Source organism: Mucilaginibacter rubeus, assembly GCF_003286415.2.
Taxonomy (GTDB): domain Bacteria; phylum Bacteroidota; class Bacteroidia; order Sphingobacteriales; family Sphingobacteriaceae; genus Mucilaginibacter; species Mucilaginibacter rubeus_A.
Map to the genome: position 1 here is coordinate 7,600,427 of NZ_CP043450.1, position 22,805 is coordinate 7,623,231.

The 22,805-nt window shown below is 42.4% G+C and carries 21 protein-coding genes; 10 read left to right on the plus strand and 11 right to left on the minus strand.

Features of this window, described 5'->3' with window-relative positions; translation table 11 throughout:
* Nucleotides 1–88: 88 nt before the first annotated feature.
* On the minus strand, nt 89–1,378 hold the full coding sequence (locus DEO27_RS31120) for a BamA/TamA family outer membrane protein (RefSeq protein ID WP_112573237.1): 1,290 nt from the start codon (nt 1,376–1,378) through the stop codon (nt 89–91).
* A gap of 417 nt (nt 1,379–1,795) precedes the next feature.
* On the opposite strand from DEO27_RS31120, the gene rplM reads away from it, so the two are divergent.
* The 7 genes from rplM to DEO27_RS31155 all read left to right on the plus strand — a co-directional run bounded on the left by rplM (nt 1,796) and on the right by DEO27_RS31155 (nt 7,392).
* A complete protein-coding gene (rplM, locus tag DEO27_RS31125) occupies nt 1,796–2,233 on the plus strand; it encodes a 50S ribosomal protein L13 (RefSeq protein ID WP_091220406.1) in 438 nt (145 codons plus the stop codon).
* A gap of 25 nt (nt 2,234–2,258) precedes the next feature.
* Nucleotides 2,259–2,645, plus strand: coding sequence for a 30S ribosomal protein S9 (rpsI, locus tag DEO27_RS31130; RefSeq protein WP_090529485.1), 387 nt, complete (start codon nt 2,259–2,261; stop codon nt 2,643–2,645).
* An 18-nt stretch (nt 2,646–2,663) separates the two neighbouring features.
* Entirely contained in the window at nt 2,664–3,506 is an 843-nt protein-coding gene (rpsB, locus tag DEO27_RS31135) for a 30S ribosomal protein S2 (RefSeq protein WP_112573239.1), read from the plus strand.
* A 165-nt stretch (nt 3,507–3,671) separates the two neighbouring features.
* A complete protein-coding gene (tsf, locus tag DEO27_RS31140) occupies nt 3,672–4,523 on the plus strand; it encodes a translation elongation factor Ts (RefSeq protein ID WP_112573241.1) in 852 nt (283 codons plus the stop codon).
* Nucleotides 4,524–4,706: 183 nt separating this feature from the next.
* Nucleotides 4,707–5,831, plus strand: a complete 1,125-nt coding sequence (nagA, locus tag DEO27_RS31145) for an N-acetylglucosamine-6-phosphate deacetylase (protein WP_112573243.1) — start codon at nt 4,707–4,709, stop codon at nt 5,829–5,831.
* Nucleotides 5,832–5,957: 126 nt separating this feature from the next.
* Entirely contained in the window at nt 5,958–6,662 is a 705-nt protein-coding gene (gene pyrH / locus DEO27_RS31150) for a UMP kinase (protein WP_112573245.1), read from the plus strand.
* Between the two features lie 223 nt (nt 6,663–6,885).
* Nucleotides 6,886–7,392 (plus strand): lipocalin family protein, encoded by a 507-nt coding sequence (locus tag DEO27_RS31155; RefSeq protein ID WP_223818103.1) that lies wholly within the window; start codon nt 6,886–6,888, stop codon nt 7,390–7,392.
* A 147-nt stretch (nt 7,393–7,539) separates the two neighbouring features.
* On the opposite strand, the gene DEO27_RS31160 is transcribed toward DEO27_RS31155, so the two are convergent.
* A complete protein-coding gene (locus tag DEO27_RS31160) occupies nt 7,540–9,981 on the minus strand; it encodes a M1 family metallopeptidase (RefSeq protein ID WP_223818104.1) in 2,442 nt (813 codons plus the stop codon).
* Nucleotides 9,982–10,235: 254 nt separating this feature from the next.
* Between DEO27_RS31160 and crtD the strand changes: the two genes are divergently transcribed.
* The 3 genes from crtD (at nt 10,236) to DEO27_RS31175 (ending at nt 14,176) form a co-directional block, all read left to right on the plus strand.
* The gene (crtD, locus tag DEO27_RS31165) at nt 10,236–11,711 is read left to right on the plus strand and encodes a 1-hydroxycarotenoid 3,4-desaturase CrtD (protein WP_112573248.1); all 1,476 of its coding nucleotides are present in this window, start codon (nt 10,236–10,238) and stop codon (nt 11,709–11,711) included.
* 168 nt (nt 11,712–11,879) lie between these two features.
* Entirely contained in the window at nt 11,880–13,817 is a 1,938-nt protein-coding gene (locus tag DEO27_RS31170) for an alpha-amylase family glycosyl hydrolase (RefSeq protein ID WP_112573250.1), read from the plus strand.
* A gap of 167 nt (nt 13,818–13,984) precedes the next feature.
* Complete coding sequence (locus DEO27_RS31175; RefSeq protein WP_112573252.1) at nt 13,985–14,176, plus strand: cold-shock protein; 192 nt, start codon at nt 13,985–13,987, stop codon at nt 14,174–14,176.
* A gap of 123 nt (nt 14,177–14,299) precedes the next feature.
* Here DEO27_RS31175 and hemH read toward each other — a convergent pair whose 3' ends face one another.
* The 9 genes from hemH to DEO27_RS31220 form a co-directional block, all read right to left on the minus strand.
* Nucleotides 14,300–15,325: a ferrochelatase gene (hemH, locus tag DEO27_RS31180; RefSeq protein WP_190295288.1), complete on the minus strand. Its 1,026-nt coding sequence runs from the start codon at nt 15,323–15,325 to the stop codon at nt 14,300–14,302.
* A 487-nt stretch (nt 15,326–15,812) separates the two neighbouring features.
* Nucleotides 15,813–16,514, minus strand: coding sequence for a fatty acid desaturase (locus DEO27_RS31185; protein ID WP_112573254.1), 702 nt, complete (start codon nt 16,512–16,514; stop codon nt 15,813–15,815).
* 29 nt (nt 16,515–16,543) lie between these two features.
* On the minus strand, nt 16,544–17,395 hold the full coding sequence (locus DEO27_RS31190) for a 4-hydroxy-3-methylbut-2-enyl diphosphate reductase (protein ID WP_112573255.1): 852 nt from the start codon (nt 17,393–17,395) through the stop codon (nt 16,544–16,546).
* 94 nt (nt 17,396–17,489) lie between these two features.
* The gene (locus DEO27_RS31195) at nt 17,490–18,122 is read right to left on the minus strand and encodes a carotenoid biosynthesis protein (RefSeq protein WP_112573257.1); all 633 of its coding nucleotides are present in this window, start codon (nt 18,120–18,122) and stop codon (nt 17,490–17,492) included.
* Between the two features lie 26 nt (nt 18,123–18,148).
* Complete coding sequence (locus tag DEO27_RS31200) at nt 18,149–19,237, minus strand: glycosyltransferase (RefSeq protein WP_112573259.1); 1,089 nt, start codon at nt 19,235–19,237, stop codon at nt 18,149–18,151.
* Between the two features lie 3 nt (nt 19,238–19,240).
* A complete protein-coding gene (locus DEO27_RS31205) occupies nt 19,241–19,867 on the minus strand; it encodes a lysophospholipid acyltransferase family protein (protein WP_112573261.1) in 627 nt (208 codons plus the stop codon).
* Between the two features lie 12 nt (nt 19,868–19,879).
* Nucleotides 19,880–20,503, minus strand: a complete 624-nt coding sequence (locus DEO27_RS31210) for a lysophospholipid acyltransferase family protein (protein WP_112573263.1) — start codon at nt 20,501–20,503, stop codon at nt 19,880–19,882.
* A gap of 3 nt (nt 20,504–20,506) precedes the next feature.
* Nucleotides 20,507–21,316 (minus strand): alpha/beta fold hydrolase, encoded by an 810-nt coding sequence (locus DEO27_RS31215; RefSeq protein ID WP_112573265.1) that lies wholly within the window; start codon nt 21,314–21,316, stop codon nt 20,507–20,509.
* A gap of 84 nt (nt 21,317–21,400) precedes the next feature.
* Nucleotides 21,401–22,654 carry a 3-deoxy-D-manno-octulosonic acid transferase gene (locus tag DEO27_RS31220; protein ID WP_317132976.1) on the minus strand — a complete coding sequence of 418 codons (1,254 nt, stop codon included), beginning with the start codon at nt 22,652–22,654 and terminating at the stop codon, nt 21,401–21,403.
* Nucleotides 22,655–22,805 lie beyond the last annotated feature (151 nt).

Here is a 22,805-nt window from a genome sequence, read left to right on the forward strand (position 1 = left end):
TTACGGTCAATTGCTTGTTCAAAAACTTTTTCAGTACAAAAATGACACCATTTATAGTGCCGGTGCTTTTAACTAAGCGTACTTACAGCTAAAACACTTCGTTAAGGCCTAAAAAGAAACCGCTTGAGCCATATGTTCCCCTGGCATAGTCAATACAGAGATTGGAGCGGGTGTATTTATTAAACAACAGTCGCAGGCCTGCGCCGCCACCGGGCTCCCAATGTCTGAACAGCCTGATGCGTTGCTGGTTATTAGCGGTTTCTGCATTAATAAACGTAACGCCACTCAGTAATTTGTTTGCTGTGAGCGGAAAGCGATATTCGGCCTCATTATATACGAAAGACATGCCTTTGAAGCGCCCTATAATAAAAGCCCTGCCTATGCGTCCGTAAGCATCGCTACCGGTGCCTGGCAACTCAAGATAGGGCAGGGCTCCGCTTAACAGATAGTTTGACCAGTGCCAGACTGCAAATACATGTTCGGGATGGGTTGATGATAAGCTCCAGTATTTCCTGAATTCGAACTTTATCTGCATGGCGTCGCGGTTGCTGCCCAGCCAGGTTTGATTACTGCGCAAAACAATATCAGCGTAAATACCCCTGAACGGGCGGTTTGGCTGATCGCGGTTGTTGAACTGGAAATTGAAAAGCAAACCATTAGCTTGATACGAGTTAATGGGAAAACCATTGCGGATGCTATACCGATAATTGTGAGTTTGGGTTATGGGGATGTCCTTGCGGTCATCATCAATATGGCTGTAATAATTAAAGCTTAAGCCAGCGCCTACATAGATATGGTTCGCCAGTTTGCGGTAGAGTCGCTCATTGGCTTTAATGTACAGGTAGCGGATAGGAAAAGCATCGGGATTGTTTTCAAAATGGGTATCATTCATGAAAAAGCTACCCTCACCATAGCTGCGCCGGCCTGTGCCAAGGCCGTTATCCATGGCCACGGTTTTTCCTATTTGTACGGTTCCCTGCAGGTTCCATTGGTTTTGTGCCGAAAATGCATTTTGCTTAAACTCAAAGGTAGAGAGCCCGCTGGTTGACAAGTAAAAACCCGCGTTAATTACCGAAAGCGTTGTAGTTGAAGGGTTGCCAAAATATTTCCCTCCCGATGAGATCACGCCTACAGCGAAGCCCACACTTGGATTATAAGCGGCCGATGGCAGCACCGACCAATAAGTGCGATTTTGTGATTGCGTAGTTGTTGCCGAAGGTTTACTGCTTTTGCCGTTGAATATAGAAGCTAAAATACTGGTGGCATCCACCTGCGATTGTAGGGAATCAACCGGATCGGCCAGGGTTTGGGCAAATAGCTTGCCGGCACTTAAAAGTACAAGCAAGGTTAAGGTAAGCCGATAAACAGCGCGGGTCAATTATTTAGGGGTTAATAGTTGCTCCTGCTAATATATTTATATCACATGAATGTAAAAAACTTATTACAAAATAAAGGATGGCTTATTATAGCCTTAACAATGTGTTAGGGATAGTAGCGGATACCGGCTAATGTGCGTAAGGCCTGCAGGCGTATGAGCGGATAGCCCGGGCCGCAGGCAACACTCAATGTCTGAACTCGAATTAAACGAATTATCAAAATTTCCGGAATTCTGATAACAATGAAAATTTAACAAATTCAGGTTCAGACAAAATAAAATCATGCTTATCTGTAAATCCTAAAAATCAGGGTTGAATTTTTCCTTAAAAACTATTTGCTAATAAAGTAATTAACCCTATCTTTGCAGTCCCGAAAATACGGGGTATAATAAACGTTTAAACAATTTAATTTAAAGCAAGTGAATACGTTAAGTTACAAAACTGTCTCAGCCAACAAAAAAACCGTTAACAAACAATGGGTTGTTGTTGACGCCGAAGGCGAGATTTTGGGGCGCTTGTCTACGAAGATCGCAATGATCATTCGTGGTAAAACCAAGCCTGATTTCACCCCAAACGTAGACTGTGGTGATAATGTGATCGTTATCAACGCAGACAAGGTAAAACTGACCGGCAACAAACTAAGCGACAAAGTTTATGTTCGTTACACTGGATATCCAGGTGGTCAGCGTTTTATTTCTCCTAAGGAGTTATTGGCGAAACATCCAACCCGCATCATCGAGAAAGCGGTACGTGGTATGTTACCTAAAAATCGTTTGGGTAAAGCATTATTCGGCAATTTGCATGTATATGCAGGTGCTGAGCATCCTCATGCAGCGCAAAACCCAAAAGCCATTTAATTTTTAATTTTTAAGGAGAAAAAAAATGCCAACAACTAACACTTCAGGCAGAAGAAAAACAGCCGTTGCCCGCATCTACCTTACAGAAGGAAATGGCGCGATCATCGTTAACGGTAAAGATTACAAAGAGTATTTCCCTACTTTGCCATTGCAATATATCGTAACTCAGAGCACTGAGGTTTCTGGTAGCACCGGAAAATACGATGTTAAAGCAAACGTTGCAGGTGGTGGTGTAAAAGGACAGGCAGAAGCCGTTCGTTTAGCTATCGCTAAAGCTATTGTTGAACTTGATGCTGAAAAGAAACCGGCATTACGTGCTAAAGGCTTAATGACCCGCGATGACCGTATGGTTGAGCGTAAAAAACCAGGTCGCAGGAAAGCACGTAAGAGATTCCAATTCAGTAAACGTTAATCACAGGAGGACAACAAAATGGCAAGAACAACTTATCAGGATTTACTGGACGCTGGTGTACACTTTGGTCACCTTACCCGCAAATGGGATCCGAAAATGTCACAGTACATTTTCATGGAGCGTAACGGTATCCACATTATCGATTTAAATAAAACCTTAACTAAGGTTGAAGAAGCTGCTGCAGCTATAAAACAAATTGTAAAATCAGGCCGTAAGGTATTATTCGTAGCTACAAAGAAACAAGCGAAAGATATCGTTGCTGATTACGCAAAAAGCGTAAACATGCCATACATCACCGAGCGTTGGTTAGGTGGTATGTTAACCAACTTTGCTACTGTACGTAAGTCAATCAAAAAGATGTCAAACATCGATAAATTGACTAAAGACGGTACTTACAGCAACCTTTCTAAAAAAGAGCGTCTGATGATTCAGCGTGAGCGTATCAAATTAGAAACCCTTTTAGGTGGTATCTCTGATCTGAACCGTTTACCAGCTGCTTTATTCCTGATCGACGTTAAGAAAGAGCACATCGCGGTTTCAGAAGCATTGAAGTTGAACATCCCTACATTTGCTATGGTTGATACCAACTCTGATCCTTCAAACATCGACTTCCCGATCCCTGCGAATGACGACGCTACTAAATCAATTTCATTGATCACCAGCATCATCATCAAAGCTATCGAAGAAGGTTTAGATGAGCGCAAACGCGAGAAAGAAGACGAAGCTGAAAAAGAAGCAGTAGCTGCAAAAGCTAAAGCTGATGCTCCTGAAGCTAACGAAGGCGGCAAAAGAACCCGCAAAGTTGCTGAAGTAGCTGCTGAAGGTGAAACTGAAGCTCCAGCTGCTGAAACAGAAGAATAATCTTCCTTGTTAACCCTTAGGGTACAACAAAAAATTATATTAATTCTCTCACCTCAGCAAGGGGTGGGAGATTTTTAATATTAAAAATAGTTGCAGGTTACAGTAGCATAACACCATAGCGGTAACTTGTAACCCGATATAAAAAATCTTAAAACTCAAAAAAACATGTCTACAGTACAAATTTCTGCAGCCGACGTAAACAAACTGCGCCAGCAAACCGGTGCCGGTATGATGGATTGCAAAAAAGCATTAACCGAAACTAACGGTGATTTTGAAGCAGCTATCGATTTTTTAAGGAAAAAAGGTGCTAAAGTTGCAGCAAGCCGTCAGGACAGGGAATCAAACGAAGGTGTTGTTATTGCACGTACTTCGGCTGATTTTAAAACCGGTGTTATCATCGAACTTAACTGCGAAACCGACTTCGTAGCTAAAAATGCTGAGTTCGTTGCTTTCGCTAACCAAATTGCTAACACTGCTGTTGAAGCTAAACCAGCTTCAATTGATGAGCTTTTAGCGTTGGAGATCGACGTTGAAACTGGTCGTCAGAAAATTTCTGAAGCTATCATCGAAAAAACCGGTAAAATCGGCGAAAAAATCGGTGTTTCTAAATATGAAGTAGTTAGCGGCGAAAAAGTTGTTGCTTACATTCACGGTAACTTCCGTTTAGGTGTATTGGTAGCACTTACTGCTGGTGGCGAAGCTGCTGAAGAAGCCGGTAAAGACGTAGCAATGCAAATTGCTGCTATGAACCCTATCGCACTTGATAAAGATGGTGTTGATGCTTCGGTAATTGAGCGTGAGCTTGAAATTGCTAAAGATCAGATCCGTGCAGAAGGTAAACCAGAAGCAATGGTTGAAAAAATTGCTGCCGGTAAACTGAATAAATTCTACAAAGACTCAACCTTGTTAAACCAGGAGTTTGTGAAAGATTCGTCTAAGAGCGTTTCACAATTCCTTGACGCGGTTGAAAAAGGCCTTACAGTAACCGCCTTTAAGCGAGTAGCTTTAGGAGCTTAATTATATTATCCCCCGATGAAAATCGGGGGATTTTTTTTGCCCTGTTGGTTTGCCCTCAAAGTTATGTTATTGCGACGAGGGACGACGAAGCAATCGCATGCTATACAGAGCGGGCCGCGCTTCTGTGCGATTGCCGCGCTACGCTCGCAATGACACAATGGTTGAATACGTAAATATTAAATCATGCCTATCCTCGCCCTCCACAACCTTAAACTCATTTCAACCGGCACCATCGCCGAAGGTAAAGCCGTTTTAATCTCAAACGGTACCATCACCGATATTATTGACGAAAGCGCTATCCCGGCAGAAGCGGTAAAGAAAGATCTTAACGGCGCATACCTTGCCCCCGGATTTATCGATTTGCAGATCTATGGTAGCGGAGGTAAACTTTTTGCGGGTACACCAACCGTTGAGGCGTTGGAGCAATTAGAAAATGATCTGCTGAACCAGGGAACCATTGGGGTATTTGCTACCATAGGTACTAATACCAATGATATTGTGGAGACCGGTATTGAAGCAGCCAAGGCTTATCGTGAAAAAAGTAAAGGTGCTTTCTGGGGATTGCATTTGGAAGGGCCGTATTTAAATCCTGCAAAAAAAGGTGCCCACCCCGAGAAATTCATTAAAAAAGCTACGCTTGCCGAAGTTAAGGGATGGGTTGAAAAGGCAGATGGTGTTATTAAAATGATTACTATAGCTCCCGAGCTGCAGGATCAGGAAGTAATTGACTATTTGTATGAGCAGGGGATCATCATATCATCAGGCCATAGCAATGCCACTTATGCCGAAGGCAAATCATTTTTAAAGAAACCGGTGCAAGCCGTTACACATTTGTTTAATGCTATGCCATCTATGCACCACCGCGAGCCTGGCTATATCCCTGCTATTTTTGAGGAGCGGCCGTATACCAGTATTGTAGCTGATGGTATTCACGTTGATTTTGCAATGGTGCGTTTAGCTAAACGCGAGCTTGGTGATAAACTTTTCCTGATCACCGACGCCGTTACCTCAACTAAAGAAGGCGCTTACCAGCACGAATTACGGGGAGACAGGTATACCATGCCCGATGGTACCTTATCAGGATCATGCCTTACCATGCTTGAAGCAGTTGAAAACTGCGTTAAAAAAGTAGGAATAGACCTGGCTGAGGCTGTAAACATGGCATCATTATATCCTGCTGAGCTGGCTTCACAAACAAAGAAGGGTAAAATTGAGCAAGGCTTTGATGCCGACCTTGTTGTTTTTAACGCTGATTTTGAAGTGCTTGAAACAATATTGAAGGGTGATTTTTTAACAAAGACAACATAAAATTTTAACACTGTAAATTTATTCGCTATTTTTGGCGAACTACTCCCGTATGAACAGAGCTTTATCAATTCTTGATATAAACAAAAGCAGGTTTCATCTATTTCTATTATTAGCAAATCACACCAAATGAAATACAAAAGAATATTACTGAAACTTTCGGGCGAATCGCTGATGGGCACAAGGCAATATGGTATTGATAATAACCAGGTTTTGCAGTATGCTCATGACATTAAAAACGTTTATGATGCCGGTATTGAGATTGCGGTAGTTGTTGGAGGCGGTAATATTTTCAGGGGATTAAGTGCCGAAAAATCGGGCATGGAACGCGCTCAGGCTGATTATATGGGTATGCTTGCAACCGTTATTAACTGTATGGCGCTGCAAAATGCTTTGGAAAGCATTGGTGTGGAAACGCGTCTGCAATCGGCCATTAAAATGGAGCAGATCTGCGAGCCTTATATCCGTCGTCGTGCTATGCACCATCTGGAAATGGGCAAGATCGTGATCTTCGGTGCAGGTACCGGTAACCCTTATTTTACTACTGATACTGCCGCTTCATTACGCGCTATCGAAATTAAAGCTGACGTGGTATTGAAAGGTACCCGCGTTGATGGTATCTATACTGCCGATCCGGAGAAAGATCCGACAGCAACCCGTTATGACGAGATCTCCTTCCAGGAAGTATATGACAAAGGCCTGAATGTAATGGACATGACCGCTATTACCCTTTGCCAGGAAAACAAGCTGCCTATCATTGTATTTGACATGAACAAAGAAGGCAACTTTATGAAAATTGCCAAAGGCGAGGATATCGGTACTTTAGTGAAATAAGATCCCGCAAACTAATATACAAGCGTCCTTGCAAGGTGCGAAGCAATCTCCGATTAGCCGAGAAACACGCAAATCCGTTTTGTATAGTTGGGGATTCCTTCGAACCTAATGACGTTGGAGTATGAGCTTGAGTTTTTTACAACCTCCGTCTATAAGCTTTATAAAAACTTTAAACCCATGTAATTCCGTAATTGGTATTATATGGGTTTTTAATTTTATGGCTATGAAGTTTGTATTGGGGATATTGCTGATGTTTTTTACAACAGCATACAGCGGACCGGTTAACAGGCCGGTATCCAGGGTTGACCTGGATAAGTTTTCGGGCAAATGGTATTCTCTATATTCCATCCCAACTATGTTTGACAGGGGCACCCGCGAAACCACCACTACTTATACATTAAACAATGACGGCTACTACAACGTAGTAACCTGTGCCAAAAAAGGAGACAACGAGGAGGTGCATACCTATAAGTCAAAGCTATTTCCCGAAAAAGAGAAGGACGGTGAGATGAAGGCCCAATTTATCTGGCCAATTAAGGTCGACTATTGGGTTATCGACCTTGCGCCCGACTACTCGTATGTGGTTGTTGGACACCCGGATCATAAATTTTTATTTATCATGAGCCGTAAACCATCAATACCCAAAGCGGAATATGAAGGGATAGTAGAACATTGTAAAGAAATGGGCTATGCGGTTGAAAAGCTGGTATCGCAACAACATAAAGGGTAAGTTAAAAGCCGAAGGCTTAAAGCAAAACTCCTGCTCCTAAAGAAAGCTTTAAGCCTTCAGCTCAACTTACGTCCTACAAAACTATTATGAAAAAGAAAGGCCGCCCTATGAAAGAGCGGCCTTCTGCATTTTAACTCTTATGATTAATTATTTAGCGTCATTAATAGCTTGAATGGCATTATCAGCAGCCTTTGCTGATGCATCATCTTTCATAGTAGTACGTGCTGCCTTTATACTTTCCAGTTGGGTAACTACAAAAGGAGCGGCGCCGTAAACTTTAAATTTAATGCCTGCATTTTTAAGTTCTTCAATACCTTGCTGTGCATATTCGGGCTTGTTAACTTTAGCAGTCATATCGGCAAAGTTTTTAAGCGTATTGAATTTTTCCTGAATGCCTGCTTCTGTAAATGCATGGTAAACAAATGGCCACTCGGCATCATTGCCATTAGCGGTGTACAGGTTAGTGATAGCGGTTGTTAGCGCGCCTTTATTGTCTTTTTCAAGGCCTTTGGCTAAGCTTAAGGCTTTGGCTGGGTCAAGTTGTCCAATAGCATTTAACGCGGCTCCCTGAACAGCGTATGACTCGCTTGACATAGCCTGGGTGAATAAAGTCATGTTGCCGCTTGCTTTCAGTTTGCCCAAAGCGGTTATAGCAGCTGCCCTTACCAATGTATTGTTATCTGTTTGCGCCAATGAAATCAATATTGGCTGTGCAGCATTACGCACATCGTCTTTAGTAAGGTTTAATGCTTTGATGGTTTTAACCCGCAGACCGTAGTATTTATCCTTTAAAGCAGCAATCAGTATTTTTTGCGCTTGCGGACGGGTTTGGTCAGCCGCGGCAGCATCTATGGCCTCAAAGCGGTCGAGATAGTTAGGGGCATTGAAATACTGGAATGAAAACTCATCAATAGTTTTAGCGTCGGTTTTCTTGGTCAGAAGGATTTTATCGGCGTCAACGTTTACGAGGTCGGGTTTGCCAGCCAGTTGATAGCTGATTGAATCTACCTTATCGTTCATCCATTCTTTATGGCGTACTTTTTTACCGCCCTGGTAAATATCAATTGCCATTGGCAGTTTAAAGGTTTGACCATCCTGCGTTTGTTTCAGGTAAACGGTTTCGGTTTTGGTAGCCTCATCCCATTTGTAGCTGATATTCAATATCGGGTGACCGGCACCATAATACCATTGGTTAAAGTACCAGTTAAGGTCCTGACCACTGGCTTCTTCAAATGCTAAACGCAACTGTTGTGCTTCGCCATTTTTAAACGCATTTGTTTTTAGATAAATGTTAAGGCCTTTATAGAACGCGGCGTCGCCTAAATAGTTACGAAGCATGTTCAGGATGCGGCCACCTTTTTGGTAGGTTACAGCGTCAAAAACATCTTCTTTGTCGGCATAGTAAAAACGAACCAGGTTTTTAGTATTAGCACCTGGTGAACGTAGGTAACTTTGCATATCGGCGTAATTATGCGCGTCAGCCTCATCTTTGCCGTATTTATGCTCGGCCCAAATGGTTTCGCTAAAGTTGGCGAAGGATTCATTTACCGTAAGGTTGCTCCAGCTTTCGGCGGTAACATAATCGCCAAACCACTGATGGAAAAGTTCGTGAACGATGGTGCTACGCCCATTGTTATAATTAGCGTCAATCAGTTCGCGGTGAGTTGCCTGTACATAATCGCCATGTAGGGTAGCTGATGTATTCTCCATCGCGCCGCTCACATAATCACGAACCACAATCTGCGAGTATTTAACCCATGGAAAATCAACACCCAGTGTTTTTGAATAAAAGTCGATAGCTTCCGGGGTAAAGCCAAAAATTTCTTTGGCGTAAGGAGCGTATTTTGGTTCAAGGTAATAGCTTACCTCTTTATCTTTCCATTTGTCTTTATAGATCTTGAAATCGCCAACAGCCATCATAAACAAGTACGGCGAGTGTGGCAGATCCTGTTTCCAGGTATCGGTACGGGTACCATCGGCATTTGTTTTTTGAGCGGTTAGTTTACCGTTTGATAGGGTTACGTACTTTGCCGGTACGGTCATGGTGATCTCTTCGGTAGTTTTTTGGCTTGGCTTATCAATAGTAGGGAACCAGGCCGATGAGCTTTCAGTTTCGCCCTGAGTCCAGATCTGGGTTGGCTTATCTTTTTCGGTACCATCAGGATTGATGAAATATAAACCTTTAGCATCGTTGATAGCCGCGCTGCCTTTTTCTTTTAGTTCATTAGGCTTGGCGGTATAATCAATGTAAATGGTATAGCTTTCGTTATTGTGGTAAACTTTATCCAGTTTAATAGCTACCGAAAGGCTATCCTGGTAAGTAAATTTTAGTGGAACGTTTTTACCATTTTTTACTACCGAAATGTTTTTAAGGTCCATGCCTTTAGCATCAAGCCTTAAGCTATCGGTTGGATAAAAATGTGGTTTTAAAGTAACCCATTCTTTACCGTACAGGTAACGTTTTTTGTAATCGAACCTAACATCAAGCTTGGTGTGGATGAGGTCGTTGATCTTGGTTGGTACGGCCCGGTAAATTTTTAAAGCCGGATTTTCAGGTTGAGGGGTTTGCTGCGCGTAGGCAGTAGTCATTGCCGCTGCGATAAGGGCACACGACAGCATGAGTTGTTTTAGAGGTTTTCGATCAGTCATATATTTAATAACAACAAGTTAGCTTTTTTTACAAGCTGTTGAGGATAGTTAATTTTCAAATATACATCCCGGCAGCTAAAATGTTTTGTGCGTAAATCACCTATGACGCGCGGGGCAAGATTATGTTACGCACAGGCAACTGATTTTAATTTTGAATATCATAGCTAAAGACCAATGTCCTTATATTTACCACCATGCCTCTTCCTAAAAAAGCTTTAATTATTGGTGCCGGCGTAGCCGGAATTGCTGCGGCTATTCGTTTGGCGATAAAAGGATATGAGGTTGAAGTTTATGAAACCAATAGTTATCCGGGTGGCAAGCTTAATCAATTTGAGCAGGATGGCTACCGCTTTGACGCCGGCCCGAGCCTGTTCACCATGCCGCAATATGTTGATGAGCTTTTTGAACTGGCTGGTAAAAAACCTTCGGATTATTTCCGGTACCAAAAGCTGGATCCCGTTTGCAAATACTTTTATGAAGACGGTACCCGTTTAATTGCCTATGCTGATTTTAATAAGTTTGGGAGCGAGGTACAAGCACAAACCGGAGAGCCTGCTCACTCTGTAAAGCTGTACTTTGAAAACAGCAGCAGGATCTACAATATCACCAATCACGTTTTTTTAGAACGGTCCCTGCACCGGCTTAAAACTTACCTACGTTGGGATACACTTAAGTCGGTATTCAGGTTTGGGAAAATAGATGCTTTCCGTAGCATGCACAGGGCTAATCAAAGTTTTTTTAAGGATAAACGCATTGTACAGTTTTTTGACAGATATGCAACCTATAACGGCTCCAACCCTTATCATGCACCGGCTACGCTGAACGTGATCCCGCACCTGGAGCAACACTTTGGTGCTTATTTCCCTGAAGGTGGTATGTATAGTATAACTTCAGGGCTGGTAAAACTGGCGGAATCATTAGGCGCGAAATTTCATTACAATTGCCCCGTAACAGAAATTGTTTTAGATGGGAAAACAGTAAAAGGTATCTGGGTGAATGAGAGGATCATTGAAGGTGATATGGTGGTATCCAATATGGATATCTGGTTTACTTATCACAAATTGTTAAAGGCCTACCCAAGCCTTCACCCTCAAAAAATACTAAGCCAAGAGCGGAGCAGTTCGGCATTGATATTTTACTGGGGAATAAAACAGTCTTTTAAAGAGCTCGATCTGCATAATATTTTTTTCAGTGCCGATTACGAGGCTGAGTTTGACCATATCTGGCAACAAAAGGCTATCTGTGATGATCCTACGGTTTACCTCAATATCAGCTCAAAATATAAGCCTAATGATGCGCCTGGGGATTGCGAAAACTGGTTTGTAATGATCAATGTACCTGCCAATGCCGGGCAGGACTGGGATAGCCTTATAGCCCGCGCGCGGGAAAGTATCTTAAATAAGTTAAGCCGACTGTTAGGTAAAGACATTAGCAAACTTATCGCCACTGAAAGTATCCTTGATCCGCGGAGTATCGAAAGCCGTACGTCTTCCTACCAGGGTTCGCTTTATGGTACCAGTTCAAACAGTCAGTTCGCTGCTTTTTTAAGGCATGCTAACAGATCGTCGAAGATAAAGGAGCTATATTTTTGCGGTGGAAGTGTGCATCCGGGAGGAGGGATTCCGCTGTGTTTGCTATCGGCAAAAATTGTGAGCGGGTTGATTGATTAACAATGCCGCCTAAAATGTAGAGATACATCTCTTCAAATGATAAATACATAATTTTAACGAAAGATAATTTTACCAATTATTTTACTGATATTGTGGCGCTGATTCGATTTGGCCTGAAAACCAGTAGGCTATGTATTGTTTCGGTACAAAAACCAATTATAACGAGATATGACAATCAAGAATGTTTACTTATTACTTGCCGGACTTTTATTGGCCGGTTTTACTTCATGCAAGAAGAAGGATGTTTTGCCGGGCAATACCGGGAACGTTCCCGGTGATACGACGGTGAGTACCGGGAAGGCATTACCGGCAGGGGCTAAGGATGGTGTTACCTTCATCAACTCGGGTAAATCGGTAATTTTTAACCTGTATGCACCCGGCAAAAAATCGGTATCGGTAATAGGCGATTTTAACGGTTGGGACGCTAATGATACCAAAGCCGTTATGAACAACACGCCTGACGGCAAACGCTGGTGGGTACAGATAGATAACATTGACCCATCTACCGAGTATGGCTACCAGTTTTATATTGATAAATCATTAAAAGTGGCCGACCCATATACCGAAAAGGTGCTTGATCCGGATAATGATTCATACATCTCGTCAGATACGTATCCGAACCTGAAGAAATATCCAACAGGAAAAACTACCGGTAATGTAAGTGTGTTTCAGGCCAATCAGCCTGCATACAGCTGGAAAAACACGAGTTTTACCCGTCCCGACAAAAAGAACCTGGTTGTTTACGAGCTATTGGTACGGGATTTTATTGATGCCCATAACTATCAAACCCTTACCGATACTTTAAAATATCTATCAAATTTGGGTGTTAACGCCGTTGAGTTAATGCCAATTAATGAATTTGAAGGAAACCTTTCATGGGGTTATAACCCATCTTTTTATTTTGCGCCTGACAAGTACTACGGTACCAAAAATGCATTGAAAGCTTTTATAGACGAGTGCCACTCACGCGGTATAGCCGTGATCCAGGACATTGTGCTTAACCACTCGTTTGGTCAATCGCCTATGGTGCAAATGTATTTTAATACGGCAGCCGGCAAGCCTGCGGCTAATAACCCCTGGTATAATGTTGACCCTACGCATCCCTATAATGTTGGCTACCAGTTTAACCACGAAAGTGCCGATACCAAATATTTTGTGAAGAACGTACTCAAATTCTGGATGACGGAGTATAAGATCGACGGTTTCCGCTTTGACCTTTCCAAAGGGTTTACGCAGGTTAATTATGGCACTTCTGATGCTGCTGTAGGTCCGTGGGGACAATATGATGCCAGTCGCGTGGCTATTTGGAAAGATTATAACAATTACATTAAAAGTATCGACAATAATAATTTCTACGTGATACTGGAGCACTTTGCGGCTAACCAGGAGGAGAAAGAACTGGCCGGCGAAGGCATGATGCTTTGGAATAACCTGAACTACAATGCCAATGAAGCCACCATGGGCTGGCTAACCAATTCCAATTTCCAGGGCCTGTTTTACGATCAGCATACGTTTACGCAGCCTTATAACCTGGTAAGCTACTTTGAAAGCCATGACGAAGAACGCCTGCAATTTAAAAACGAAAGCTACGGTAACAGCTATAATGGCTATAATGTAAAAGATAGAAACACCGGTCTGGCCCGCGAAGAAATGGCAGCAGCATTCCTGTTCTCGGTTCCGGGGCCTAAAATGCTCTGGCAGTTTGGTGAGCTTGGCTATGATGTAAGTATTGATCAGGGCGGCCGTACCAGCAATAAGCCCATCTACTGGAACTACAATACCGACCCTAACAGACGGCATTTATATGGCATTTACGCCAAAATGATTAAAATGAAAGAGAAGAATGCTGTATTTGCGTCAACAAATTCTACTTATGATCTTGCGGGTGCTGTTAAAACCATCCAGTTAAAAGATGCCAGCGCCAATGTTGAAGTAGTTGGTAATTTTGATGTGATGCCGCAATCAGCCAGTATCAGCTTCCCATCAACCGGAACATGGTATGACAATATTACCAAAACCAGCATAAATGTAACATCATTGCCATATTCCATGACCTTGCAACCGGGCGAATATCATGTGTACAGTAGTGTTGTTTTACAGCAATAAAGAAGTTAAAACACTAAGAGTTAAGGCTTCTGGCCGATAGGTAATGATACTTTTACATTCCGCTTTGGGGTGAATGGTTATACTCTTAAAAACTATAAAGGTGTAATTGCCTTATTTTTAAATAATTATTGGATTTTAATGTATATCTTTGCAATCTTAAATAAAATATAATGCAAGGAACAGTAAAATTCTTTAATGAAACCAAAGGTTTCGGATTTATTACACCAACTAACGGTGGCGCCGAAGTTTTTGTACACGTATCAGGTTTGATTGACACTATTCGTGAAAACGATAGCGTTACCTACGATGTAGAACAAGGCAAAAAAGGCCTAAATGCGGTAAATGTAAAAGTAGCTTAAACTATCAATTATATAAAAATCGTACAGCATCTGTTCAGCAATGGGCAGATGCTTTTTTTATGCAATAAAAAAGCCCGATGTATATAATATCATCAGGCTTTCATTTATATCTATTAAGCTTTTTTAGGCAACTACCGGATTTACCATTTGTACTAAAGCTTCAATAAACTTGGGAGCGTCGTTCAGGCTTTCTACCAGTTGAACATGCTCTCCGCCCAGTGCTTTAAACTCATCACCGTACTCCGTTGTTACTTCGTATACAGTTTCAAGGCAGTCGGCAACAAAGGCCGGACAGAATACCAGTAAACGCTTTTTTCCTTCTTTAGCCAGTTGGGCTACAATTTCGCTGGTATAAGGTTGTACCCATGGGTCGTTACCCAGGCGTGATTGAAAGCAGATGGTATATTTCTCTCTCGGGATCCCCATTTTATCAGCTATTAGCTTCGCAGTATGGTGCGATTGTGCCGAATAGCAAAACCTGTTGGCATCGGTTAGCGTCTCGCAGCAACCTGATGATTTAAGGCAATGGTTATGTGTATGATCGGCTTTAATCAGCTGCCTTTGCGGCAAGCCGTGAAAGCTGAACAAAACATGATCGTACGTATCCGGATTATATTTTTGCGCGTTGTCGGCAAAAGTTTCAATCATTAGTTCGTTATCATGAAACGAGTTAATAAAGGTGATATTTGGCGATGTTGGCCATTTACCCACAATATCCATAATCTTTTCATAAACAGAACCGGTACTGGCCGAAGCATATTGCGGAAACAAAGGAATCACCTGGATACTTTCAACAAGGGCTGCTTTCAGTTTCTCCAAAGCCGATTCTATAGAAGGGTTTTGGTAGCGCATGGCCAGCTCAACCATATACTCATCGCCGAGGCGCTGCTGTAACGCTTTTTGCTGTAAAACGCTATAATGTAATAGTGGTGAGCCTGTTTTGGGGTCCCAAATGGCCTGGTACAATTTGGCCGATTTTGGCGCCCTGAAAGGAACAATAAGGCCTTTTACTAAAATGGTACGTGAAAGGGTTCCAATATCAATAACCCGGGGGTCCATTAAAAACTCATTCAAATAACGCTTAACATCTGCTGTACTCGGGCTATCCGGTGTGCCCAGGTTAACCAGTAAAATTCCTTTTTTAGCCATAATTATCAGGTACAAAAGTAACAAAAAATGCCCCGTAACTTATGACGGTGGTCACAAATTACAAATAAATGAGGTGTAAGGTTTTGGTGTTGCAATACTTTCTGTTATCTACTCCCGTCATTGCGAGGCACGAAGCAATCCCCTACTTTACAGGGGGGACGTGCTTGGCGGCTGTGCTGTCCGAAGTATCTGACTTCGGACGCCTATGCTTGTAGTCTTCAGACTACTGTATTGTGTTATTAAGAAGCTATTTGCAGTTTTACTAATATGCCTGTAGTTGCAAACTACAAACATATTGGTTCGAAGTCAGAGACTTCGAACAGCGAAGGTGATTGTTGGGAGTGAATTTTGATCAGTTTTAAAATATGGGCGTTGCCTGCGGCCCGGGCTATCCGCTGCAAGTCCTCGCTTTGCCTGATAACAAATCCGGCGCACGCTGTGGGCTTTACGCTTCTATTCCTAACGCGGCTACCGCGCAATTGGCGAATTATGGATTGGTCAGCTTCTTCTTTTCTGGTAACGGAGCTTTCCACAACCTCCACCACGGCACACCCGGCGCTTCATGATGCTCATAATGGTATCCGAAAAAGTAACAGCTAAAAAAAGCGACAATATGATTACGGCGCTGGCTCCGGGCAAAATGCGGGTTGTTATGTTCGCCTTTATGGGGCTGATAAGTGCCGAAATAAAATAGTTGCAATGTGCTCAAGAGCGATGGCACCACCCAAAACATGATCAGGTTTGGCTGAGGGATCCAGATTTTCAGGATATTGAAAACTACGGCCATCACCACAATTTGCCATATCGACAAATAATTGCGGATAAACTGCACATACCAGGCAAAAAAGCTGCCGTGGTGATAATCCGGGTCGGCATGGGTATGTACGTGGCTGTGATGCTTATGGTGCTTGGTATATAACTTCGGGTACCAGAACGAAGCGTAAAGAAAAGTGCTCAGGTAACCAACAAAGTTATTTAAACCCTTATTGGGCGAAACGGTACCATGCATGGCATCATGCGCGGTAATGAACAGCCCGGTATACAGGTGCATTTGTACCAGTACAAATACATAAACAGGGGGATTGGTAAAGCTGAAGTGCCATCGCATTAATAATATAATGCTTGTTGCCCAGCAACCTATTACGAGGGCGGCCACAAGTAAACCTGTATGTGAAGGGCTTTTTTGCATGCTATAATGTTACAGCAAAAAGCGTGCTGTTAAAAGCTTTCTATGGCGGCTTTTACTTTTTGCATCAGCCACATGGGGGTTGATGTAGCGCCGGCAATACCTACAGTATCGTTTGGTGCAAACATGCTTTGTTCCAGTTCGTCGGTTGATGATATGAAGTAGGTGTTAGGGTTATGCTTGCGGCATACTTCAAACAATACCTTGCCGTTTGATGATTTTTTGCCCGATACAAAAACGATCTTATCAAAACGTGTCGCGAATTTAGGAAGATCTTTATCACGGTTGCTTACCTGGCGGCAGATGGTATCGTTAGCTTTCAGGTCATATCCGCGCGAAATAAGCTCATCCTTCACCGAGTAGAATTTATCCATGCTCTTGGTGGTTTGGCTGTACAGCGTAATATTGTGCGGAAGCTCCACATGATCCAATTCGGCAATATCCTGGAACACTATCGCCTCATTATTAGTTTGGCCTTGTAAGCCAACCACTTCGGCGTGACCGTGCTTGCCAAAAATCAGGATCTTCTCGTTTGAGTCGTATGAAGTTTTGATGCGGTTTTGCAGCTTAAGCACTACCGGGCACGAAGCATCAATAAGGGTAATATTGTTTTCTAAAGCTGTGCGATAGGTATCAGGTGCTTCGCCATGGGCACGGATAAGCACTTTTTCATTATGAAGATCCTTAAGCTGGCTGTGTTCAATAATGCGGAGGCCTTTTGATCTCAGTCGCTCAACCTCTTCATCATTGTGCACAATATCGCCAAGGCAGTACAGGTAACCGTCCTCTTCTAAAATCTCTTCGGCCATGTCAATGGCATAAACCACCCCAAAGCAAAAGCCCGAATCCTGATCAATAGTAACCTGTAACTGATAATCTCCCATGGTGTTGCAAATTTACGGCAAAATTAATCGTTGATTGTAATGATTGCGTTGATTTCGCTGATTTTTATGTTGATGGATCTTTGATCGACTTAAGTTAATACATCAGATTCAAAACAGCAAAAAACACAAATTGTGCAATCAGCAACGCCGGGGCAACAATGCTTTGCCGTTTAAATTTAAATTGCTCAAATATAAAAAGCAGCAACGCGCTCAATGCAAACCAGCAAACGTAGTTTTGTAAAGGAACAGCACCACCCAGCCAATGCCAGTAATCAAAATGAATGGCGATAGGTTCAATAAGCATATCAAGCAAGGTGAGCACCAGAGCGCCGGTTAATATCCTTGCCAACTTGTTGTTGAAATGACGGCTTCTTCGTAAAAAAACTCCTGTAGCGTATATCAACAGAAACCAATTTACCCCGATCATCAGGGGGATATCGAGCAGCCTTGTGCCGAGTGTTGCGCCATAACTGTAATTGCCAAACAGCCAGCCGGTATGCACACCAATATATTCGGCCATAAAGCCCGCGATAAAAATAATTACAGCGAATAGCATAAACCTGCCGTTAAAAACGTCATGGCTATAAATAACAACCCCAAGCATCAATAGTAAATGCCAGGGCACCAACGCTATAAATAATACAGCTAAAGATGGGATAGTGAAGCCGATTAAACCCACCAGGTGAAACAAAAAAATGATCGTAACACAGATTCTGTTTTTTGCCAATATCGCCCTATTGAATTCAGAGGATCTCAAATCTTTCGCCCTTTCCACATGGTGGTTTTGGTAAGATAGCGTTGTATAGATAAAACTGCCACAGCAAGCAGGCTAAACATTTGAGCAGGATGCAGAAGGATGTTATACCCGGCTTTTTGCCCTGCCGAAAGAGAGATCATGATCCGCGTAAGCAAGATCAACCCTACAGTAAAAAATATGAGAGGCAGGTTTAAGGTAGTAAGGATAATGAGCGGACCGGCAATAATAATGGTGATATACACCAGGAAGCCAATAATACTGTAATTGAAGGCGGCCAGGAAGTTTTTGCTGAAACCGTTTATCGCCTCATTATAGCCACGGTACATGCGGCAGCTGATCATGCCGTTGGCCAGCAAAGCTTCGCCGTTATAATGCTCGGCTTTGATCAGACGCATGATCTCTACATCTTCCACAACCTTATTTTTTACTGCTTTATGCCATTGGTGTTTGTGGTAAATGGCGGCATCAAATAACATGAACTGTCCGCTGGCCGCCGCTACTGAAGCATTTTTGACAATGTATACCAAACGTAAAGGCAGCAGGTTAAGCAATATAAAATGCATCAGCGGAACCACAAGGTTTTCGCCCAAAGTAAGCATGGTTTGATTGGTAAACAGGCTTAATAAGCCTAACTGATGCAAGTGCATGCGGTGTATCGCGCTGTTGATAAGATGATTACTGATCTGCTCGTCGGCATCTAAAAACAGCAGGTATTTACCATCGGCCTGTTTGGCCATTTGATGGCAGGCATAGTTTTTCCCCATCCAGTCATCGGGTAGTTTGCCGCCTTTTATTACCCTGAAATGCGGGTGATTGGCTGCAAAATCATGGCAAACGCGGTAAGTATCATCGGTAGAGTCATCGTCATAAATGATCACCTCATAATTGTTATAATCCTGCTGGTAGATGGAATTTAGCAGGGTTAATATATTACCGGCCTCGTTACGCGCGGGGATCAGGATGGATACCTTATCCGAATAATAGCGGCCTATATGAGGAAGTTTGGGGTTGGAGATATAATTGAACAGCGTTACCGCAAACCTGAGTATGATAAAAAAGAGGGTTATTAATATAGCTATTGTCACTTTTTATATATCAAATTCGGTTTGCAACAGTTTGGAGGCTTCGTAGTGCCTTTGGTATGCTGCCTGTAATTTATCTATGCTTTTACCGGCGTAATTTTCGGGCTCGCTTTTTAAGTAAACGGTTGCAGTTGGCTTTTTATGTTTAAAGTACTGAATAAAAGTTGAAGCGAAAATAATTTGAAAATTTCCGGCAGCCTTTTCAATTATCCTCATAACCCCTTTTTCAAAATTTATGTTTGTAACAAAGTTAGCATACAGTTTTCCCTGCGGAAACATCAAAACCAGATTGGCAGGATCGGCAAGCAATGCCGCAGCGTAGTCAAGTGATTGAAGGATACTTTTCGAGTCTTTTTTTACCGAAAAAGCGCCAACGTATTTTAGAAAGCGTTCTTTGCGGGCGGTTTCTTCCAGGATCATGACATGCAGCTTTTTCTTCAGCAATTTATCGTTTATGCAATACAGGACTAATCCATCCCAGAAACTAAAATGATTACCTATTAATAGTACCGATCTGCTTTGATCAACCACAATATCATTAAACAATAGTTCATGAAACGTTTTGCCAACTACCCATTTAATGTAATAGTGCACAATTCGGTTCAGGAAAAAGTTCTTTTTATTGCTGATCATAGTGGATACGGATCAATGTTCCATATTGATTTGATTTTTCAAAGCCTGCTGATGGGCCTTGTTAATATTTTCCTTTAGTTGCTCAAAGGTAAGGTCATTGGCAACACCTAAATCAAAAAGATGAACATAAGCCCGGGGTTTCAGACTTTCAAAATAATCTATCAGGATACAATGGTAAACAATCTGGCAGGGGCCTTTTATTTGTTGCATCAGTTTATAAACACCTTTTTCAACATGGATGTGTGTTTCGTGGTTCGAGAATAATTCGCCTTGCGGAAATATCACAATCAGATTATCAGGTTTATCCAATATCCCTGCCGAGTAGGTGAGCGACTCCAGCATGGCCCTCGAGCCTTTCTGGATAGAGTATGCACCAATATATCGTAAGTAGCTGCGCTGATCAAACTGATCCTGCTGCATCATTACGTAGTATTGCTTTTTGAGATTGTAATAGGCCGCCCAGTTGGCAATAAAGCCGTCCCACCAGCTAAAATGGTTACTCAAAAGTAATATCGAATGACCGGGACGTGGCTCGAAAGGCTGTACATTAACCTCCTTAAAATTGCGGCTAATCCACCACCTTACGTAGGTGATATAAAGTTTACTCCAGAATTTCTTTTTACGAGAGGGTACCATGTTTTATTTAACTAAATACTCATCAAGTGCTTTTGTAACCAGCCAATGCCCAAGTTCAACTTCATGTACTTCGGCATTATCAAGCATCCCTAAAAATGGCATCGCGGCCGATTTGGGGAACAGCTTATCATGCTTGCCAAATATCAGCAAACATTTAATTTTATGCTGATTGATTAGCTGCGCTACCTTCTGCACATCGGGTTTTAACTGCCTGATCAAATTTAGGGTATAATAGGTATCAAGCCGCTTTTGTTCGGTGTCAATTTCATTATAAGCTATCTTGTACAGGCTTTCGTCAATAACGCCGACCCTTTTTACGCTTTTAACCAGGAAAGGGGCAAGCCATTTGCTTTTGGTAGCCGTACGGAAAATTGCGCGACCAAGCTTATTGTGCAAAATAAAATGAAATCCTTTAAAAACAGCCAGGCCATCAGGTGCCATTAATATGATATCGTCAATCATGTCGGCGTATTCCTCAACCAGTATCAGGGCAAGGTTGGCGCCTATTGAATAGCCCATTACCGAAAAACGCTGCCTGCCGTAAAGTTTAAACCATTCTTCCATGTAACTACGCACCATGGCTTTGGGCATTCCGGACAGGATCTGCTGCTCTGTCCAGCCGTCGAGCCGACTTTCGCCATGAAAAAAATGATCGAAGCCGTAGATATGATATCGTGGTAAAACTGATTGGTCAAGCACATGGAACTGCTTCCCCGTCATGCCGTAGCCATGAAAGGCCAGTAAAGGCTTTTGCCCGCTACCGTACTCGTGAAAATGTGCTTTGCCCAAGCCAGGCAGATGTAAAAAACCCATTAAGGCAATATTAAGAATTTATGGCTTTTGTACAGTGAATGCAGTTGTTTTGTTTTGGAAAGTATGACCAAAACATGGAATTCTTTATCGCTTATCGATATACTTCATGATCATTTCCGTGGCCCCAACGTTTTCCTTCACGTAATTGGCCACTTTTTTCCGGGTATTGTTATAAAATGCTTCGTCGCTGATTAATCTGTCAACAATTTCTTTCAGTTCGGTTTCATTGCTGATGCTAAACCCGGCTTTGATGGCTATGAGCTCTCTCGCTTCGTTAAATTTTTGATAGTTGGGGCCGAAGATAACAGGCAACCCAAATGCGGCTGCTTCCAAGGTATTATGAATGCCTACGCCAAACCCACCGCCTATATATGCAATATCCGCATAGGCGTAAAGGGACGAAAGCATACCAATGTTATCTATCACCAGCGACTGGAGATTGTTAGATGTGAGTGCTTGGTAAATAAAATCTCCGGACTGCAAGCCTTCGGCTTCGGTTTTTAATTGCGAAAAGGTAATCGCTTTTCCTTCCGGGAGCAGATCTATCAGGTTGTTTATTTTTTCTTCAGGTATTTCATGCGGGGCAAAGATGAATTTCCAGTCCGGATACTGGCTTGCCAGTTTGGCCAACAGTGCTTCATCTTGCGGCCATGTGCTTCCTGCTATAAACAGTTTATACCCGTTTTTAAATTCTTCTATCAAGGGCAGCACTTTGGGGTTTTGCGCGTTGGCCCAAACGCGGTCAAACCGGGTATCACCACTTACCGACGTATTGGTGATGCCAATTCCTTGTAATAATTGTTCAGAAGCATCATCCTGTAAAAAAAAGTAACTTACCAGGCCTAATATCCTGCGGTTAAAACCGCCGTACCATTTAAAATACACCTGCCCCGGTCTGAATATCCCCGATACTATATATAGCGGAATATCACGTTTGCGCGCTTCATTAAAAAAATGGAACCAATATTCGTATTTGGTGAAAATAATAGTTTCGGGGTTGATGGCATCGATAAATCGTTTCGCGTTACGGGGGGTATCTAAAGGCAGGTAATAAACATAATTCGCAAGCGGGGTATTTTTCCGGATCTCATAGCCCGAAGGAGAAAAAAAAGTAACTACCACTTTTTTGTCGGGGTGTAAATTCCTCATCGCTTCAAGAATTGGGCGACCCTGTTCAAACTCACCAAGTGAAGCAAAGTGAAACCAAATACTGCTTTCTATACGTACAAAGACAGGATTTTTACGCCCTGAAACCCAAAGTTTGGCTTTGTTGTTAAACAATGCGGCAAAACGGATAAAAAGGGAATATAATTTGATACCTATATTATATAATAACATCAATTTTAATGCTGAATGATTATCTTAGCCGGGCATAAAAGTAATAACAATAATTACAATATTGGTTTTATGGCCCGCCCGGTGCCGTAATAAGCTGTTAATATGGTTCATTATACAATTTGCTTACCTTAAATTTAAAACACACTTAACA

What these genes read in the sequence shown, in the direction of transcription:
- tsf (WP_112573241.1), top strand. Translation starts at nt 3,672, where the DNA reads ATGTCTACAGTACAAATTTCTGCAGCCGACGTAAACAAACTGCGCCAG.
- rpsB (WP_112573239.1), top strand. Translation starts at nt 2,664, where the DNA reads ATGGCAAGAACAACTTATCAGGATTTACTGGACGCTGGTGTACACTTT.
- DEO27_RS31185 (WP_112573254.1), bottom strand. Translation starts at nt 16,514, where the DNA reads ATGCAAAAAAGCCCTTCACATACAGGTTTACTTGTGGCCGCCCTCGTA.
- rpsI (WP_090529485.1), top strand. Translation starts at nt 2,259, where the DNA reads ATGCCAACAACTAACACTTCAGGCAGAAGAAAAACAGCCGTTGCCCGC.
- hemH (WP_190295288.1), bottom strand. Translation starts at nt 15,325, where the DNA reads ATGGCTAAAAAAGGAATTTTACTGGTTAACCTGGGCACACCGGATAGC.
- crtD (WP_112573248.1), top strand. Translation starts at nt 10,236, where the DNA reads ATGCCTCTTCCTAAAAAAGCTTTAATTATTGGTGCCGGCGTAGCCGGA.
- pyrH (WP_112573245.1), top strand. Translation starts at nt 5,958, where the DNA reads ATGAAATACAAAAGAATATTACTGAAACTTTCGGGCGAATCGCTGATG.
- DEO27_RS31215 (WP_112573265.1), bottom strand. Translation starts at nt 21,316, where the DNA reads ATGGGTTTTTTACATCTGCCTGGCTTGGGCAAAGCACATTTTCACGAG.
- DEO27_RS31155 (WP_223818103.1), top strand. Translation starts at nt 6,886, where the DNA reads ATGAAGTTTGTATTGGGGATATTGCTGATGTTTTTTACAACAGCATAC.
- DEO27_RS31210 (WP_112573263.1), bottom strand. Translation starts at nt 20,503, where the DNA reads ATGGTACCCTCTCGTAAAAAGAAATTCTGGAGTAAACTTTATATCACC.
- DEO27_RS31220 (WP_317132976.1), bottom strand. Translation starts at nt 22,654, where the DNA reads ATGTTATTATATAATATAGGTATCAAATTATATTCCCTTTTTATCCGT.
- nagA (WP_112573243.1), top strand. Translation starts at nt 4,707, where the DNA reads ATGCCTATCCTCGCCCTCCACAACCTTAAACTCATTTCAACCGGCACC.
- DEO27_RS31205 (WP_112573261.1), bottom strand. Translation starts at nt 19,867, where the DNA reads ATGATCAGCAATAAAAAGAACTTTTTCCTGAACCGAATTGTGCACTAT.
- DEO27_RS31170 (WP_112573250.1), top strand. Translation starts at nt 11,880, where the DNA reads ATGACAATCAAGAATGTTTACTTATTACTTGCCGGACTTTTATTGGCC.
- DEO27_RS31190 (WP_112573255.1), bottom strand. Translation starts at nt 17,395, where the DNA reads ATGGGAGATTATCAGTTACAGGTTACTATTGATCAGGATTCGGGCTTT.
- DEO27_RS31160 (WP_223818104.1), bottom strand. Translation starts at nt 9,981, where the DNA reads ATGACTACTGCCTACGCGCAGCAAACCCCTCAACCTGAAAATCCGGCT.